The organism is Falsiroseomonas sp. E2-1-a20 (assembly GCF_051433195.1).
GTDB lineage: Bacteria > Pseudomonadota > Alphaproteobacteria > Acetobacterales > Acetobacteraceae > Falsiroseomonas.
Genome location: NZ_JBHMFT010000008.1, coordinates 123,308 through 140,421, shown reverse-complemented (window position 1 = coordinate 140,421; position 17,114 = coordinate 123,308). Strand labels below are relative to the sequence as shown.

General features: G+C 70.8%; 11 protein-coding genes. 6 read left to right on the top strand and 5 right to left on the bottom strand.

Translation table 11 applies throughout. The features are described 5' to 3' along the window. Positions 1-23: 23 nt before the first annotated feature. From ACFHPP_RS12380 to ACFHPP_RS12355, 6 genes are all read left to right on the top strand, one after another. Positions 24-851, top strand: coding sequence for a cellulose synthase operon protein YhjQ/BcsQ (locus tag ACFHPP_RS12380; protein ID WP_437163553.1), 828 nt, complete (start codon positions 24-26; stop codon positions 849-851). Next, positions 848-5,419 carry a UDP-forming cellulose synthase catalytic subunit gene (bcsA, locus tag ACFHPP_RS12375; RefSeq protein ID WP_437163552.1) on the top strand — a complete coding sequence of 1,524 codons (4,572 nt, stop codon included), beginning with the start codon at positions 848-850 and terminating at the stop codon, positions 5,417-5,419. The genes ACFHPP_RS12380 and bcsA overlap by 4 nt, the downstream gene beginning before the upstream one ends. 3 nt (positions 5,420-5,422) lie before the next feature. After that, entirely contained in the window at positions 5,423-9,130 is a 3,708-nt protein-coding gene (locus ACFHPP_RS12370) for a cellulose synthase subunit BcsC-related outer membrane protein (RefSeq protein WP_437163551.1), read from the top strand. A gap of 92 nt (positions 9,131-9,222) precedes the next feature. Beyond that, positions 9,223-10,227, top strand: coding sequence for a DctP family TRAP transporter solute-binding subunit (locus tag ACFHPP_RS12365; protein ID WP_437163550.1), 1,005 nt, complete (start codon positions 9,223-9,225; stop codon positions 10,225-10,227). Between the two features lie 7 nt (positions 10,228-10,234). Beyond that, positions 10,235-10,732 carry a TRAP transporter small permease gene (locus ACFHPP_RS12360; RefSeq protein WP_437163549.1) on the top strand — a complete coding sequence of 166 codons (498 nt, stop codon included), beginning with the start codon at positions 10,235-10,237 and terminating at the stop codon, positions 10,730-10,732. Positions 10,733-10,736: 4 nt separating this feature from the next. Then, on the top strand, positions 10,737-12,017 hold the full coding sequence (locus ACFHPP_RS12355; protein WP_437163548.1) for a TRAP transporter large permease: 1,281 nt from the start codon (positions 10,737-10,739) through the stop codon (positions 12,015-12,017). Positions 12,018-12,082: 65 nt separating this feature from the next. On the opposite strand, the gene ACFHPP_RS12350 is transcribed toward ACFHPP_RS12355, so the two are convergent. From ACFHPP_RS12350 to ACFHPP_RS12330, 5 genes are all read right to left on the bottom strand, one after another. Continuing rightward, positions 12,083-13,126, bottom strand: coding sequence for a tagatose 1,6-diphosphate aldolase (locus ACFHPP_RS12350; protein WP_437163547.1), 1,044 nt, complete (start codon positions 13,124-13,126; stop codon positions 12,083-12,085). A gap of 115 nt (positions 13,127-13,241) precedes the next feature. After that, the gene (locus tag ACFHPP_RS12345; RefSeq protein ID WP_437163546.1) at positions 13,242-14,027 is read right to left on the bottom strand and encodes an HpcH/HpaI aldolase family protein; all 786 of its coding nucleotides are present in this window, start codon (positions 14,025-14,027) and stop codon (positions 13,242-13,244) included. An 11-nt stretch (positions 14,028-14,038) separates the two neighbouring features. Next, a complete protein-coding gene (locus ACFHPP_RS12340; RefSeq protein WP_437163545.1) occupies positions 14,039-15,217 on the bottom strand; it encodes a mandelate racemase/muconate lactonizing enzyme family protein in 1,179 nt (392 codons plus the stop codon). 15 nt (positions 15,218-15,232) lie between these two features. Then, positions 15,233-15,991: an SDR family NAD(P)-dependent oxidoreductase gene (locus ACFHPP_RS12335; RefSeq protein WP_437163544.1), complete on the bottom strand. Its 759-nt coding sequence runs from the start codon at positions 15,989-15,991 to the stop codon at positions 15,233-15,235. Then, complete coding sequence (locus ACFHPP_RS12330; RefSeq protein ID WP_437163543.1) at positions 15,988-17,106, bottom strand: ABC transporter ATP-binding protein; 1,119 nt, start codon at positions 17,104-17,106, stop codon at positions 15,988-15,990. The genes ACFHPP_RS12335 and ACFHPP_RS12330 overlap by 4 nt, the downstream gene beginning before the upstream one ends. Positions 17,107-17,114 lie beyond the last annotated feature (8 nt).

Sequence of the window (17,114 nt, the reverse complement as noted above, 5' to 3'; positions counted from 1 at the left end):
CCAGCCAGAGCACCCCATCCACCATGCCGCTCGTTGCTTTCGTCTCGCCCAAGGGCGGCGTCGGGAAGACCACCCTGGCCGCCAATGTCGCCGCGGTGCTGGCCGCCCAGGGGCATGAGGTCGTCGGCCTCGACCTCGACCCGCAGAACGCACTGCGGCTGCATCTCGGCGTGCCGATCCATGAGGAGGGCGGCTTCCTGGCGCGGCTGGCGGAGGGCCTGTCCTGGCGTGATTGCGTGCGGCCGACGCGGACCGCGATCTCGCTGCTGCCGCATGGCCATGCCGAGCCCAAGGCGGCGCTCGACCTGACGCGCCTGCTGCTGGAACAGCCGGAGGTGCTGGCGAGCCAGGTGCGGGACATGCTGTCGGTGCCGCAGCGCGTGGTGGTGGTGGATGCGCCGCCAGGGCCGACCCCGGCGCTGTCCGCCGTGCTGCCGCTGGCGGACGTGATCTGCGTGGTGCTGCTGGCCGATTCCGGCTCGGCCTCCTTCATCCCCTCCATTGCCAGTGGCCGCTTCCTCGGCCGCGGTACCCTGGCGGCACGCTCGGCGCAGAAGGCAATGCTGGTGCTGAACCAGGTTGAACTGGGGTCCGCCCTGTCGGACGCCGTGCTGGAATTCGCGCAGCAGACCATGGGCGATCGCCCGGTCAGCGCCGTGGCGCGTGATCCGGCGGTGGCGGAGGCGCTGGCCGATCGCCGGCTGCCGGTCGAGGGCACCGGACCAGGGTCCGAGGACCTGGCCCTGCTGGCCGAGCGGATCGAGGGCCTGCTGGCGCTGGCCGTGCCGCAGGACCGGGACAAGCCACGGCCCACCTTCTCGGCGCTGGCCTCCTGGGGTCACCGGCGTTGATCCGCGCCGCGACGGAAGGCCGCCTGCCGCTGCCCGGCCGGCTGCTGCGGGGGCTGCTGGTCGGCCTCGGCCTGCTGGCGCTGGTCATCGTCGTGACGGTGCCCTTGCCGGGTGAGGCGCAGGGCGTGCTGACCCTGGCGGGGGCTGCCGCCTTCATCGTGCTGAACCGCTTCCGGTCCCGCCGCGTCACCGTGGTGCTGGTGATGCTCTCGGTCGCCATCACCTCCCGCTACCTGTTCTGGCGGGTGACGCAGACGCTGGAATTCGAGACGTTTCTCGGCGGCATGCTGTCCATCGGCCTGCTGCTGGCGGAGGCCTACGCCGCCACGCTGCTGTTCCTGTCCTATGTCCAGCTGACCTGGCCGCTGGACCGCAAGCCGGTGCCGCTGCCGCCGGATTCGTCTCTGTGGCCGACCGTGGATATCTACGTGCCTTCCTACAACGAGGATCTCGACATCGTCCGCCCGACGGTGCTGGCGGCGATGAACATCGACTGGCCGCGGGACCGGATGAACGTCTACATCCTGGATGACGGCCGCCGCCCCGCATTCCGCGAATTCGCCGAGCAGGTCGGCTGCGGCTACATCATCCGGCCCGACAACAAGGGCGCCAAGGCCGGCAACATCAATCACGCGCTGAAGCACACGGATGGCGAATACATCGCGATCTTCGACTGCGACCACGCGCCGACGCGCGCCTTCCTGCAACTGACCGCCGGCTGGCTGGTGCGCGATGCGCGCATCGCCATGGTGCAGACGCCGCACTTCTTCTACTCGGCCGATCCGTTCGAGCGGAACCTGGCGCGCCGCCGCCCGGTGCCGAACGAGGGGCTGCTGTTCTACGGCGCCATCCAGCCGGGCAACGATCTGTGGAACGCCGCCTTCTTCTGCGGCTCCTGCGCGCTGATCCGCCGCGCGGCGCTGGAGGAAGTGGGCGGCGTGCCGCACCAGACGGTGACGGAGGATTGCCACTGTTCCTTCCTGATGCAGAAGAAGGGCTGGCACACCGCCTATATCCGCCTGCCGCTGGCGGCCGGCCTCGCCACCGAACGCCTGTCGATCCACATGGGCCAGCGCATGCGCTGGGCGCGCGGGATGATCCAGATCCTGCGGCAGGAGAACACGCCGATGGCGCGGGAACTGACCGTCGCGCAGCGGCTCTGCTACACCACCGCGGGCTTTTCGTTCCTGTTCGCGCTGCCGCGCATCGTCTTCCTGACCTCTCCCCTGGCGTTCCTGTTCCTCGGCCAGAACATCATCGCCGCCTCGCCGCTGGCGATCATCGCCTATGCCGGCAGCCACATGATCCACGCCTTCGGCACCGCGGCGCGGCTGAACGGCCGCAACCGGCATTCCTTCTGGTCCGAGATCTACGAGGCGACGCTGGCCGGCCCGCTGGTGCGCGTCACGCTGGCCACCCTGTGGGATCCCCTCAAGGGAAAATTCAACGTCACCGACAAGGGCGGCATGGTGGAGGAAGGCTACCTCGACGTGCGCGCGGTGCTGCCGACGCTGGTCATCCTGGGGATGCTGCTCATCGGCGTGTCCATCGGCATCTACGGGCTGGCCACCACCGCCACCGGTTCGCTGGAATTCCAGGCCTATGCGCTGAACACGCTGTGGGCGGTGCTGTGCCTGGTGCCGGTTTCCGCCGCCGTCGCGGTGGGCGTGGAGCGTGAGCAGATGCGCGCCCGCGCCCGCATCCAGGCGGACATCCCCTCCGAGATCGTGCTGGCCGACGGGCGCCGCATGAAGGCCACCACCTCCGACCTTTCCTTGTCCGGCGCGCGGCTGCTGCTGGACCGGCCGCTCGGCGTGGCGGACGAGGCTGAGATCCGCATCGCCTTCCATGTCGGCGGCGAGGTCCAGGAAGTGCCAGCGCAGCTGCTGCGCTGGGAGGATGACGAAGCGATGGTGCGTTTCGTGCTGACGGATGTGCGCGACGAGATGGCGCTGGTGCGCGTGTTCTTCGGCCGTCCGGATGCCTGGATCGCCTGGGACCACTGGCCGGTGGATCGCCCGCTGCGCGCACTGCGGGACGTGGTGGCGGCGACGCGGGATGCGGTGTTCGTGCGCTACCGCTTCCGCATCCGCAAGGCGCCGGTGCGCAAGGCGGCGGCCGCGGCGGCCACGGTGCTGGAACGCAAATCGGACATGCTGCGCCCGCGTCGGCCGGCCAACGTGGCGGAACCGGCGAAGCTGCCGGAACTGGTCTCGGCGCTGCTGCTGGCCGTGGCGCTTGGCCTGCCCGGGATGGCACTGGCGCAGACGCCGCGCCCGCTGCTGGACCCCGGAACGCTGGCCGAGCCGTCGCTGGCAGAACCGCCACCGGTGCCGGCTCTCCAGGCACCGGCGCTCCAGGCACCGGCTCTCCAGGCACCGGCCCCGTTGGCCGCCGCACCGCTGGCCTCGAATGCCGTGCGGGAGCTGCGCTTCACGCTGCGCGAACTGGGCCTTACCGGCCCCATGCAGTTCCGCGGGACCGCCGATCTGCAGGGCGTGCTGTTCGGCTTCTCCCGCGACGAGGTCGTCACGGCCGCGCGGCTGGTGGTGCAGGGCGGATCCTCCGCGCAGCTCATTCCCTCCCTGTCGCAGATCGCGGTGACGCTGAACGAGCAGTTCGTCGGCAACCTGCCGCTGGACCCGGCGCGCGGCGCCTTCGGCCCGGTCGGCTTCGACCTGGACCCGCTGGCCTTCGCCGAGTTGAACCGCCTGAATTTCCGCTTCAGCGCGCGCTACACCACCGAGTGCAACGATCCCTTGTCGGGCCTGCTGTCTGCCAATGTCTCCGACCTCTCGACCCTGTCGCTGACCATCGAGCGCCTGGTGCCGCAGCGTGACCTGGCACGGCTGCCGGAGCCGCTGTTCGACCGCCGCAACCTGCGCCAGGCGCTGAACCTGCCGGTGGTCATGGCCTCCGAGTCCGGCACCGCGGCGCTGCGCGCGGCGGCCATCGCCACCTCCTATTTCGCGGTGGAGGCGGATTACCGTGGCGCGCGCTTCCCGGTCTCCCGCCAGTTGCCGCTGACCGGCAACGCGGTGGTGTTCGCCGCCAGCGCCGATGCCATCCCAAACCTGCCGCTGCCGCGCATCAGCGGGCCGACGCTGGCGCTGGTGCCGAACCCGACCGACCCCTTCGGCACGCTGCTGGTCATCGCCGGGCGGTCGGAGGGCGAGCTAGTGCAGGCGGCGACGGCGATGGCCGTTGGCGGCAACAGCTTCGGCGGCGAGTCCGTGGTGATCTCGGCGCCGCCGACTCTGGCGCCACGCGAGCCCTACGACGCGCCGCGCTGGATCGCCGCCGACCGGGCGGAGGAGTTCGGCCGCCGCACCGATCGCACTGACCTGCAGGCCTTCGGCTACTCGCCCGGCACCATCCGCGTGCCGCTGCGCACGGCGCCGGACCTGCTGACCTGGGCCGGGCGCGGCATTCCGGTGGACATCGCCTTCCGTGCGCCGACCGGACAGGCGCTGGATGTCGCGGCCTCCCGGCTCGACGTCGCGGTCTCGGGCGCCTTCCTGAAGTCGCTGCCGCTGGGCTCCGGGGATCGTTGGTGGCTGCCCGGCTTCGCGCAGCCCTGGCTGGTGGGCACGCTGCTGGACGACCCGGCGTTACGCCGCGGCCGCGTGCTGGTGCCGACCTACCTTCTGGCGGGCCAGGACGAGTTGCAGATGCGCTTCGACATGCGGCCGCTGGCGCGTGGCGACTGCGCCGCGGTGCCGGGCGAGATCCGCGCCGCGATCGAGCCGACCTCGACCATCGACATCACCGGCGCCTGGCGGCATGCGCGGCTGCCCTCGCTGGGCTTCTTCGCCTCCTCCGGCTTTCCCTTCACGCGCATGGCGGATTTGTCCTCGACCGCCGTGGTACTGCCGGAACAGCCGAACACGGTGGAGACCGGCGCCTTCCTGGATCTGGTGGGTGCTCTGGCGCTGAAGGTCGGGCTGCCGGCGACCGGCCTCCAGGTGACCTTTCCGAACGGCTTGGCCAGCGCGGCGAACCGCGACGTGATCCTGCTCGGCACGCTCGGCCGCCAGCCGGCCGCCGCGGCGCTGCTGCGCGACAGCCCGGTGCAGGTGACGGCGGAGCGTCTCACCCTCGGCGCGTCCGACCGCCTGTCCGATGTCCGCGCGCTGTTCCTGGGCGAGGGCGAGGAACGCCAGCGCGCCGCCGCGGCGCTGACCGAACTCGGTGAGAGCGTGGCGGTGATCGTCGGCACGCAATCGCCACTTCAGTCGGGACGGTCGGTGGTCGCGGTGCTGGGCGCCACGCCGCTGGCGCTGGCCAATGCGGTGGCGACCCTGCGCGATCCGGCGACGGCGGGGCAGGTGCAGGGCGACCTGTCCGTGCTCAACGGCAGCCGCATCAGCGCCTTCCGCACCGGGCGCGGCTATTCCGTGGGCGATCCGCCCTGGTGGCTGGTGCCCTACCTCTGGATCGATGAGGACCCCTACGCGGTCATCGCGCTGATGCTGGCGGCTTCCCTGCTGCTCGGCCTGCCGACCGCCTGGATGCTGCGCCGCCGTTCCGCCATGCGCCTGCGCGCGCGCACCCCGAAGGACCACTGAAGGATGCGCACGCGGCTCCCACTCGCCCTGCTGGCCACGCTGGCCGCAGCCCCCGCCCTGGCGCAGGAGGCGCCTGGCTCCGGCGCGGTCAACATCCTGATCCGACAGGCGGAGCGCTGGCTGGGGCAGGACCGGCCGGATCTGGCCGCCGCGCCGATCGAACGCGCTTTGGCGGCGGAGCCGCAGAACCCCTCCGCGCTGGCGATGGCGGCGCGGCTGGAACTGGCGCGCGGCAACCGCGATGCGGCGAACGGCTACCTCGCCCGGCTGCAACGCACCGGCGCCACGGCGCAGCTGGAGGCGGTGCAGGACGCCGTCCGCGCCAGCGCGCTGGACCGCACCGGGCTGGAGGAAGCCCGCCGCCTGGCCCAGGATGGCCGCGCCGCCGCCGCCGTGCAGCGCTACCGCGCCGTCTTCGGCAACCGGCCGCCGCCGGAGGACTTCGCCGCCGAATACTACCAGGCGCTGGCCGGCGCCCCGGCGACGCGGGAGGAGGGTGTGCACAGCCTCGGCCGCCTCGCCGAACGGCCCGGCGCCGATGAACGGACCCGGCTGGCCCATGCCCAGGCCCTGACCTTCGACCCCGCCACCCGAGCCCAGGGGCTGGAGCGCCTGCGCGCCCTGGCCGAGGTGCCGGAGGTTTCGGTGGAGGCACGCCGCGCCTGGGCCGCCGGCATCGGCTTCGCCGGCAACGACCCGGCCATCGCGCCGCAGGCCGAAACCTTCCTGCGTCGCTTCCCCGAGGACGCCGCCATGGCGCAGCGCCTCGCCGCGCTGCGCAGCGTGCCCGCAGCCACGGCCGCGACCGCGCCCGACCCGGATGCGGCGGCGCGCCAGACGGCCTTTGCGCGGCTGGAGGCCGGGGCGCTGGGCGACAGCGCCCGGCGGTTCGAGGCGCTGGTGCGGGACAACCCGGCCGATGCCGATTCGCTCGGCGGCCTCGGCATCATCCGGCTGCGGGAGGGCAACCTGCCGCAGGCGCGGGACCTGCTGGAACGTGCCATCGCCGCGAACCCTGCCAATGCCCGGCAGTGGCAGCGGGCGCTGGATGCGGCCTCCTATGGGGAGGAAGTCGCCTCCGCCCGCGCCGCGCTGCGCCGCGGGGCGCTCGACCAGGCGGATGCCGGCGGCCGGCGCGCCGCGCTGCGCGACGTGGAGGACCGCTCCGACGCGGAAGCCGTGCTCGGCGAGATCGCGCTGCGCCGTGGCGACGCGCCGGGGGCGGAGGCGCGGTTTCGGGCCGCCCTGGCGCGGCGCCCGGGCCTGCCCTCGGCGCAGGCCGGCCTGAACGCCGCGCTGCGGGCGCAGAATCGCGGTGGCGAGGTCGTGGTGGCGGCGCGGCAGGACAGCGCGCCGCGCGCCGTCGCGGGCGGCACGCCGCCGGCACCGGCTCCCGCCACCGCCTTTCGCAACGAGGCAGCGCGCATGGCCGACCCCGCCGCGGCCGCCGCGCTGCTGCGCAATGCCGTGGCGGCGGCACCGGATGATCCCTGGATCCGCCTCGACCTCGCCCGCGCGCTGCGCCGCCAGGGTCGCGGGGCGGAGGGCCGCGCGCTGGTCGAGGAACTCGCCGGCCGCGTCGCCACGCCGGATGCCACCTACGCCGCGGCGCTGATGGCGGAGGAGGATGGGCGGCTGGCGGATGCCGATGCCTTCCTGGCCCGCATCCCGGCCAACCGCCGCAGCACCGACATGTCCCGCCTCGCCACCCGCATCCGCAGCCAGCGCGACGTGGCGGCGGCGGTGGCGCTGATGGCCGCCTCGCCGCTCGATGGGCGCACGCGGCTGCTGACCATCGCCGCGCGGCCGGACCCCACCGGGGCCACCGCCGCCGCCGTCATCCGCGCCTTCGGCGAGGCCGGCGACCGGCCTGGCGCCGGGGAGGCGGCGCGCGTCGCGGCCATCGCGAACCGTGCCCAGGTGCCGGCCCGGGTTGCCATCGCCGGCGCGCTCCTTTCGGCCGGGCTAGAGGCGGAAGCGGTGGCGCTCGCGGCCGAGATCGAGGCCGGCGGCGTCTCCGCCGAGGCGCAGCGCGACCTGGCAGCCCTGCGCGGCGGCGCCGCGATCCGTGCCGCCGACCGGCTGAACGAGGCCGGCGACCAGGCGGGCGCCTTCGAACGCCTGCGGCCAGCCCTGGCCTCCGGCGGCAATGCGGAAGCGCAACTGGCCCTCGCGCGGCTCTACATCACCGCCCGCCAGCCCGCCGAGGCGCTGCGCATCGCGGAAACGCTGCTGGCGCGGGACCCGCGCAACGTCGAGACGCGACGCGCCACCATCGAGGCGGCGATCGCCGCCGGGGACCGCCAGCGCGCGGCGCAGCTTCTGGCGGAAGGTCGCAGCGCCATGCCGGGCGACGCGCGGATGCTGCTGCTGGAAGCGCGCGTGGCGCGCGATGCCGGAGATGGCGGTAGGGCACGACAGGCGCTGGAGGCGGCATCGCGGCAGCGCGCCGCCGAACTTGGCGTGGGTGGGCGCGGCACGGCGGCGGCGACGCCCTCCGGCCTCGCGAATCCCTTCGGCCCGGCGGCGGTGCCGCGGCAGGGCGCGCCGTCCGATCCGCTGACGCGGGAGATCGAGCGCGAGCTTGCCGCACTGCGCGACGATGTCGGCCCCAGCCTCGCCGCCGTGGCCTCCGGCCGAATGCGATCCGGCGACGATGGCCTCGACAAGCTCAGCGAGCTTTCGGCGCGGTTGGAGGCGGTGGCGGCACTGCCGGTGGTCGGCGGACGCATCACGGCCTTTGCCGAGCCCACCACCATCGACGCCGGATCGCTGGAGAATTCGCGCCAGGCGCGGCAGCGCTTCGGCACCAGCGTGCTGAACGGGACAGGGACGCTTCCGGCGCCCGGTGATGCCGGCGCCTCGGGCGTCGGGGTCGGGCTTGCCTACCAGCGCGGCGACTGGCTGCGCGCCGATGTCGGCACCACGCCAATCGGCTTCCAGACCTCCAACATCATCGGTGGCGCCGAGATCGCGCCGCAGTTGACGGCGGGGGGCATTCGCGCGCGCTTCACGGCCGAGCGGCGCGGGATGAACGACAGCCTGCTGTCCTGGTCCGGCGCCACGGACCCGCGAACCGGCGCGAGCTGGGGACCGGTGCTGCGGACCGGCGGGCGGGCGCAGATCGAATTCCCACTCGGCAATGGCTATGGCTATGTCGGCGGCGGCTATTCCACCTTCGACGGCAGCGGCGTCGCCTCCAACACCCGGATCGAGGGCGGCGCGGGTGTCTCCATCCCGGTCTGGCGCGACGGCGACAGCGAGCTGCGGACCGGGCTGGACCTCGTCTACCTCGCCTATGAGCGGAACCTGCGGTATTTCACGCTCGGGCACGGCGGCTACTTCTCGCCGCAGCAATACACCGCGCTGAACATCCCTGTGGACTACCGCGGCCGCAACGGAGACCTGTCCTACCGCGTCGGCGCCACGCTCGGCTACGCCGCCTGGCGCGAGGATGCGGCGCCGGTCTTCCCGAACGACCCCGGATTGCAGGCGCAGCTGGTCTCGCTCGCCTCCGCGACGGCGGGCACCAACGACGCGGTCCTGGCGAACTTCCGCAGCCAGTCGCAGGCCGGCGCGGTGGGCGGGGTGCGGGCGGACCTGGATTATGCGCTGAACCCGAGCCTCTCGATCGGCGCCGGGCTGCGCTACGACAAGGCGTCCAACTTCGACGAGACGCGGTTCCAGCTGCGGCTGCGGAATCGGTTCTGAAACCGGGACTGGCCTGCGTGCGGAGGCTGGTGCAAGCTTCCCCTTGAACGGACGCGGACGAAAAGCGGACGGATACGAAGGGGAAACGGATCATGCCATTTGCCATAGGGTCGCGGCGACGCGCTTTCCTGCTGGGCGGTGCCGCGCTGCTCGCCGCACCCGCCATCGTCTCCAACGCGGCCAGGGCGCAGGCCGCCCGCACGCTGCGCTTCGGCCATGTCCACCCGCCCGAGGGCGAGGTGACGCGCGGCATCGTCAAGGCGGCGGAGGTGCTGCAGCAGAGCTCGGGCGGCCGGCTGCGGATCGACAACTTCCCCTCCTCCCAACTGGGCGGGGAGCGGGAGATGCTGACGCAGGTCTCCAACGGCACGCTCGACCTCTGCATCACCGGCCCGGCCGTGCTCGGCAGCTGGGTGCGGCCGATCTCCATCCTGGAATCGCCCTTCCTGGCCAGCGACTTCGACCAGGTGCTGCGGATGTTCGGCCACCCGGCCATCCAGGCGGCGACGCGCCAGTTGGCGGAGGGCAGGTCCATGCGGCCGCTGGAGCCCTGGTACTACGGCACCCGCCACATGACGACGCGCGACAAGCCGCTGCGCCAGCCGGAAGACCTGCGCGGACTGAAGATGCGCGTGCCGCAGGCGCCGCTGTTCGTCGACATGATGCGCACGCTGGGTGCCGCGCCAACGCCGATGTCGCTGGGCGAAGTCTACCTGTCGCTCCAGACCGGCGTCATCGACGGCCAGGAGAATCCGCTGCCCACCATCGCCGCCAACAAGTTCATGGAGGTGCAGCGCTACATCAACCTCACCGGCCACATCCTGGTGCCGCTGCTGCCCGTCATCGCCTCCGCCACCTGGACGGCGATGCCGGAGGGTGATCGCACGCTGGTGGCGCAGGCGCTGCGCGAGGGCGCCAAGGTCTCGGACGCGCTGGTCCGCCAGGGCGAGCAGAGCCTGCGCGGCGAATTCGAGGGCCGTGGCACGCAGTTCATCGACAGCGACAGGCCCGCCTTCCGCCGCGCCCTGGCGCCGCTGTACGAGCGCTATGAGGAGGTCTGGGGCCGCGGCGTCTTCGCGGCGCTGCAGGCGCTGTAGCGCGAAGGTGCGCTTCGTCCTGCGCCATGCCGAGGAGGGCGTCGCCATCCTCCTCGGCGTGCTGATGTTCGCCGCCGTGCTCTGGCAGGTCTTCACCCGCTACGTGCTGAACGACCCCAACCCCTACAGTGAGGAAGCGGCACGCAGCCTGTTCGTCGGCGTGGTGTTCTTCGGCGCCGCCGCCGCGCTGCGCGACCGCAGCCATGTCGGCATCAACTTCGTGGTGGAGGCGCTGCCGCGTGGCCTGGCGCTCGTCGTATCGCTCGCCATGCAGGCGCTGATGCTGGCCTTCTGCCTGCTGGTGCTGGTCTGGGGCTTTCGCGGCGCGGCGCAGGTCTGGGACCTGCCGACGGAGGCGATCGAGATGCCGACGGGCCTCGTGCTCGGCATCGTGCCGGTCGCCATGGGCCTGTGCGCCATCCGCATCGTCATCGGCGCGGTGCAGGACATCGGCGCCTGGCGCCGCGGCGAGGCGTTGACCCACACCGAAGGGCGGGACTTCTAGGCGCATGCTGGGATTCTTCTCCGCCTGGCTCGGCCTGGTTCTCATGGCCATGCCGGTCGCCTTCGCGCTCGGCGTCGTCGCCGTCGGCTGGCTGTTCATCGAGGGCGCGCCGCTGATCAGCGCGCCGCAGCGGCTGATGGCGGGGGTGGACAGCTTCACGCTGCTCGCCGTGCCGTTCTTCATCCTGGCCGGCAATCTGATGAACACATCGGGCGTCACCGACCGGATCTTCGACTTCGCCGCATCGCTGGTGGGCCATTTCCGCGGTGGCATGGGCCATGTGAACGTGGTGGCCTCCGTCGTCTTCTCCGGCATGTCCGGCAGCGCCGTCGCCGATGCCGGCGGGCTCGGCGCGCTCGAGATCAAGGCGATGGTGAAGGAGGGCTATCCGCGCGCCTTCGCCGGCGCCATCACCGCGGCGTCCTGCGTCGTCGGGCCGATCATCCCGCCCTCCATTCCGCTCGTGCTCTACGCCGTCATGGCGAATGTCTCGGTCGGGCGGCTGTTCCTGGGCGGCATCCTGCCCGGCATCGTCATCGCGCTGTGCCTGATGGCCTATATCTGGTGGGTCGCGGGCAAGGCCGGCTTTCCGCGCGGCCCGCGCTTCACCTGGGCGCAGCGGGGCCGCGCCTTCCTGCGCGCCTTCCTACCGCTGCTGACGCCGGCCATCATCCTCGGCGGCATCTTCGGCGGCATCTTCACGGCGACGGAGGCCGCGGCCATCGCCGCGCTCTACGCGCTGATCCTCGGCACGCTCGTCTACCGCGAGCTTGGTTGGCGCGACCTGCTGCGGGTGTTCCGCGAAAGCATGAACACCACCGCCGTGGTCGGCTTCATCGTCGCCGCCGCCACGCTGTTCAACTGGGTCCTGGCGCGGGAGCGTGTGCCGCAGCAGGTGGCGGAGATGCTGCTGGGCGTCACCGACAATCCGCTGGTCATGCTGCTGCTCATCAACATCCTGCTGCTGTTCCTCGGCATGTTCATGGAGGCGCTGGCGGTGCTGGTGCTGACCGTGCCGGTGCTGCTGCCGGTGATCCTGGCGCTGGGTATCGACCCGGTGCATTTCGGCTTCGTCATGGTGCTCAACCTGATGATCGGGCTGCTGACGCCGCCCATGGGCATCGGGCTGTTCGTCGTCGCCAAGGTCGGCGGCATTCGGTTGCAGCACCTGATCCGCGCGGTGCTGCCCTTCTACATCCCGCTGTTCGCCGCACTGGCGCTGATCACGCTGTTCCCGCAGATCACGCTGTTCCTGCCCGATCTGGTCTTCGGAGCGGCGCGCTGAGATGGCCCGCGTGCTCTGCATTGGATTCGCGCTGGACGCCCCCGGGCGGGCGAAGGCCGAGGCGTCTATCCGGGGTAGCGACTGACGAAATCTGCGCCGCCGGGGGTTATCTCGATGCCGCAGCGGTAGGCCGGCCGCCGTGTCCAGGGCGTGCCATGCTGCGTCAGCAGCGCGTTGATGCGGTGCATGTAGGCAATGCCGCCCTCGGCCAGCGCCGCCTCGAACTTGGCCATGTCGGGATAGGCGGCGAAACTGTCCCACCAGATAGCGCGGCCGGCCAGGTAGCCGGAGGCACCGGCGCGGAAGGCGTAGGTCAGGATGCGCCGGAACGGCTCCATCCCCGCACCGGCGGACAGCATCACCCAGGGTCGGTCGAGCAGCGCATCGATCCTGCCGAACCAGGCCTGCGTGTCCGCCACCGCGCTGCTCTCATCTTCCGGCGCCGGCACCTGGCTCGCCGAGATCGGCGTCTCCAGCTTGAAGATGTCGATGCCGTAGTCCGACTTGGCAAATTCCCGCACCGTCTCGATCACCAGTTCCGGCCGCTTCGCGGGGTCCTCGGTGTAGGCGGCGGCGCCGGCGGAATCCTGCGTCAGCGGGTAGACCAGCGGCTCCAGCAGCAGCGCGATCTCGGCCTCCCGGCATGCAGCGCCGATGCGGCGGACGAAGTCGTGCTGGCGGGCGTTGACGGAAGCGGGAGCATCGGGCCGATAGAACAGCATCAGCTTCACGCCATCGGCGCCCATGCGCTTGATGGTTGCGGGGGACCAGCCGGGATAGGTGCGGGTGATGCGCCCGCCACCCTCGGCTTCCTCGAACTCGAACTGCTCCAGCGTGATGAGCAAGCCCTTGGCCAGGTCCAGGTCGCGGAAGGCGTAGGGGTAGGCGAAACCGGGGTCGAGCAGCATGGCGGAGGCATGTGGTTGCAGGGCGCGGAGCAGCGCCGCCTTCACCGCGCCCATGCGCTCCCAGGTCACGGCATCCTCGCCCAGCGTCTCGCGGATCTTCTTCATGATCGGCGGGCGCTGGTCGACCGCCACCATGCGGAAGAAGCCGTCGCGATCCGCCAGCCGCGTCAGTGCGCGCAGCTTTCCCGGGGCCAGCGCCATGTGCCGTTTCCTTCGACCGTGCCTCCGGCAGCATGCCGCTGAACGCGGCGCGGCGATAGCTGCGGTGATCATCGGGCGCTGTCCGCGTGGTTGCTGACAGCGCCCGAAGTGCGCGTCAGGCCTTGCGGAACTCGCCCACTTCCTTCCAGACCGCGGCCACCGCCTCCGTCGCGGCCTTGGCCATCAGCCCGCTGTCATTGGCGATGGTCGTCAGCCGGAAGCCCATCTTGATGGCGCGGGCCGCATAGGCCGCGGAGCCGCAATGGATGCCGGCATAGATGCCGCGCTTCTTGCAGGCGGCCAGCAGCGTCTCGTAGATCGCCAGCACCTGCTGTTCTTCCGAATCCAGCTTCGGCGTCAGGCCGAGCGAGAAAGCGAGGTCGCTCGGGCCGACATAGATTGCGTCAATGCCCGGCACGTCCAGGATCGCCTCGATGTTCTCCACCGCCTCCTTCGTCTCGATCATCGGGATCACCAGGATCTCGTCATTCGCCGTGCGCTGGTATTCGCCGGCGGAGCCGTAGGAGCCGGCGCGGATCGGGCCGTTGCTGCGCGCGCCCTTCGGCGGATAGCGGCAGTAGGAAACCAGCGCCTCGGCCTCCGCCTTCGTGTTCACCATCGGGCAGATGATGCCGTAGGCTCCGCCATCGAGCGCCTTGCCGATGATGCCCGGCTCGTTCCACGGCACGCGCACCATCGGCGTCACCGGCTCCCGCCCCATCGCCTGAAAGCACCAGACCATGGACATGTAGTCCTGCACGCCATGCTGCATGTCCACCGTCACGCTGTCCCAGCCGCAGCGGGCCATCACCTCGGCGGAGAAGCCGGAGGGGATGGCGAGCCACCCGTTCACCGCCGCCTTGCCGGACTTCCACAGCTGCTTCAACTCGTTGGTCGCCATCGTGTCTCTCCCTATCTCGGCGGCCGTGCCCGTACCGCCGCCTCGTTGACATCGCAGCCCCAGCCCGGCCCGGTCGGCACCAGCATGGCGCCGTCCTCGATGAGCGGCGGGACGGTGACAAACTCATCGCGCCAGGCAACGCTGTCGATGTCGATCTCCATGATCCGCAAATTTGGCACCGCAGCGCAGAAATGCGCGCTGATGACGCTGGAAAGCTGGCCATAGAAATTGTGCGGCGCGACGTTGACCTCGTAGGCCTCGGCCATGGCGGCTATCTTCAGCGATTCGCAGAAGCCGTTCCAGATCACGTCGATGATGGCGACATCCATGCTGTAGGCTTCGAGGAATGGCTTGAAGTCGCGCCGTTCGCACAGCGTTTCGCCCGAGGCGACGGGGCAGTTTGCCGCGCGACGGATGAGTTCAAGCGAGCGCACGTCATGCGTATCGACCTCCAGCCAGGCGAGGCCGACGGGCGCCAGCGCCTCCGCGATACGCATGACACCTTCCGGCTTGAAGTGGAAGTTCACGTCAAGCATCACACCCATGTCCGGCCCGCCGCCCTGGCGCATCGCCATGGCGGTGTCATGCGCGCCGCGCACCACCTCGGGCGACCAGTTCAGCTCGGGAAATCCAGCGCCGTGGCCGAAGCCGGGGCGGTGGCTGCGCAGCCCGCCCTTGCCGTCCGGCAACAGCGTGTTGGTCTTGAGCGCGCGGAAGCCACGGGCGCGCACCTCCTCCGCCAGCCGCGACAGGCCATCATAGTCGCGGATCATCGGCACGCCGGTCATCGACTCGGGATAGCGGGCGCGATAGCTGCCGCAATGCGACCAGTAGACCGGGATGCGGTCCCGCACCGCGCCGCCGAGCAGCGCATGGACCGGCACGCCAAGCGCCTTGCCCTTGACGTCGAGCAGCGCATTCTCGATGGCCGCGATCGCCTGCCGGTTCAGCCCGCCGCGGGATTGCACGGTGCGGGTGTGCAGCGTGTTGCCGATCAGCTCGATCCGCATTGGGTCCATGCCGATGATGATCGGCGCCAATGCCTCGATTAGCGCGCCAAGGCCGGTGCTGCCGAAGCCTTCGTTGAACTCGGACCAGCCGACAAGCCCGTCATCCGTGGTGAGCTTGAGGAAGGAGAAGTACCGCCAGCCTGCGTCGCAGTGCAGCGTCTCGATGCCCTGGATCTTCACGCGCCGTCCTTTCCGTCAGCGTGAGCCGCCGCTGACCATGAAGCATTGCTTGGTGATCAGTTTGCTGTCGTCGGAGGCGAGGAACAGGCCGAGGCGCGCGACCTCCTCCGGCTCGATCGCGTCCGGAATGCATTGGCGTGCACGACCGGCTGCGATCTTGCTCTCGTCCTGATACCACAACTCGCGCTGCCGCGGCGTGATGACCATACCGGGGGCGATGGCGTTGACGCGGATACGGTCAGGGCCGAGTTGCCGGGCCAGGGAGTTCGTGAAGCCGACGATGGCGGCCTTGCCCGCGGCATAGGCCTGCATGTCCGGCGCGCCATTCATCCAGGCGATGGAGGACATGTTGATGATGGAACCGCCGCCGAGGTCGCGCATCTGCGGCGCAACGGCCTGGCAGGCGAAGAAGACGTGGCGAAAGTTCACCGCCATCATGAAGTCGAAGCTCTCCTCGGTGACGTCGAGGAAATCCTGGCGCTGGTCGACCGCAGCATTGTTCACCAGGACGGAGGCCGGGCCGCACTCCGCATGGATTCCGGCCAGCGCCGCGCGCAGCGCCGCCGTATCCGTCAGGTCACAGGCGCGGAAGGTCGCGCCGAGTTCCGCCGCGAGGGCCTGTCCGACCTCCGCCTGCTTGTCGAGGAAGGCGACGCGGGCACCTTGGCCGGCAAATTCGCGGGTGAAGGATTCTCCGATTCCGCTGGCACCGCCCGTGACGATGACAAGGCGGCCGGCGAGCCCCGCATAACGCGAGGCGGTGATGTGATTCATGCGATCAGTCGGTCCGTGGCTGGGTCGAAAAGGCAGATGCGGCGGGTATCGACGGCGAAGCGACCGGGCTGGTCCACGGCGAGCCGCACATCGGGGGCAACGCGGCCCAGCAGTTGCTGTCCGCCCATGCGCATCAGCACGATGGTCTCGGCCCCCGTCGGCTCCGTCATTTCCACCGGCGCATCGATGGCGATGCTGGTGCGGGGGTCGGCGCCGTAACGTCGCTCCGCCTCGCCGATCGCTTCGGGCCGGATGCCGAGGACGACCTCGCGGTCCAGGAAGGCGCGCGTCGCCACCACATCCTCCGGCAGCGGCAGGCGGATCTCGTCCGGACGGCCTGCGCCGATCACCGCCGTCAGCGCGCCGCCATCGTTCGCCAGGCGCGCCGCCACCGTGTTCATTGGCGGCGCGCCCATGAAGCGGGCCACGAACAGGTTGGCCGGACGATTGTAGATGGTGTCGGGGTCCGCGTATTGCTGGACCTCGCCCTGGTGCATCACGGCGATGCGGGTCGCCATCGTCATCGCCTCGATCTGGTCATGCGTGACGTAGACGATGGTGGAGCCGATGCGGCGGTGCAGCTGCTTGATCTCCATCCGCATCTCGACCCGCAGCTTGGCGTCGAGGTTGGACAACGGCTCGTCGAACAGGAACAGCAGCGGGTCGCGCACCAACGCACGTCCCATCGCCACGCGCTGCCGCTGGCCGCCGGACAGCTGCGAGGGCTTGCGGTCCAGCAGCGCCTCGATCTGCAGCAGCTTCGCAGTGCGGTCCAGCGCCTCCGCCTGCTGGGCCTTCGGGATGCGACGGCATTCCATGCCGAAGGTCATGTTTTCGCGAACTGTCATGGTCGGATAGAGGGCATAGGATTGAAAGACCATCGCGATGTCGCGGTCTTTCGGCGGGATGCGCGTCACCACCCGGTCACCGATCTCGATCTCGCCCTCGTTCGCGCTTTCCAGGCCGGCGATGATCGCCAGCAGCGTCGACTTTCCGCAGCCGGAGGGACCGACGAGCACCAGGAACTCGCCGCTGTCGGCCTGCAGGTCGATGCCCTTCAGCACCTCCTGCGTGCCGAAGCGCTTGCGCACGCCGCGGATGGTCAGTGCCGCCATGACGCCCC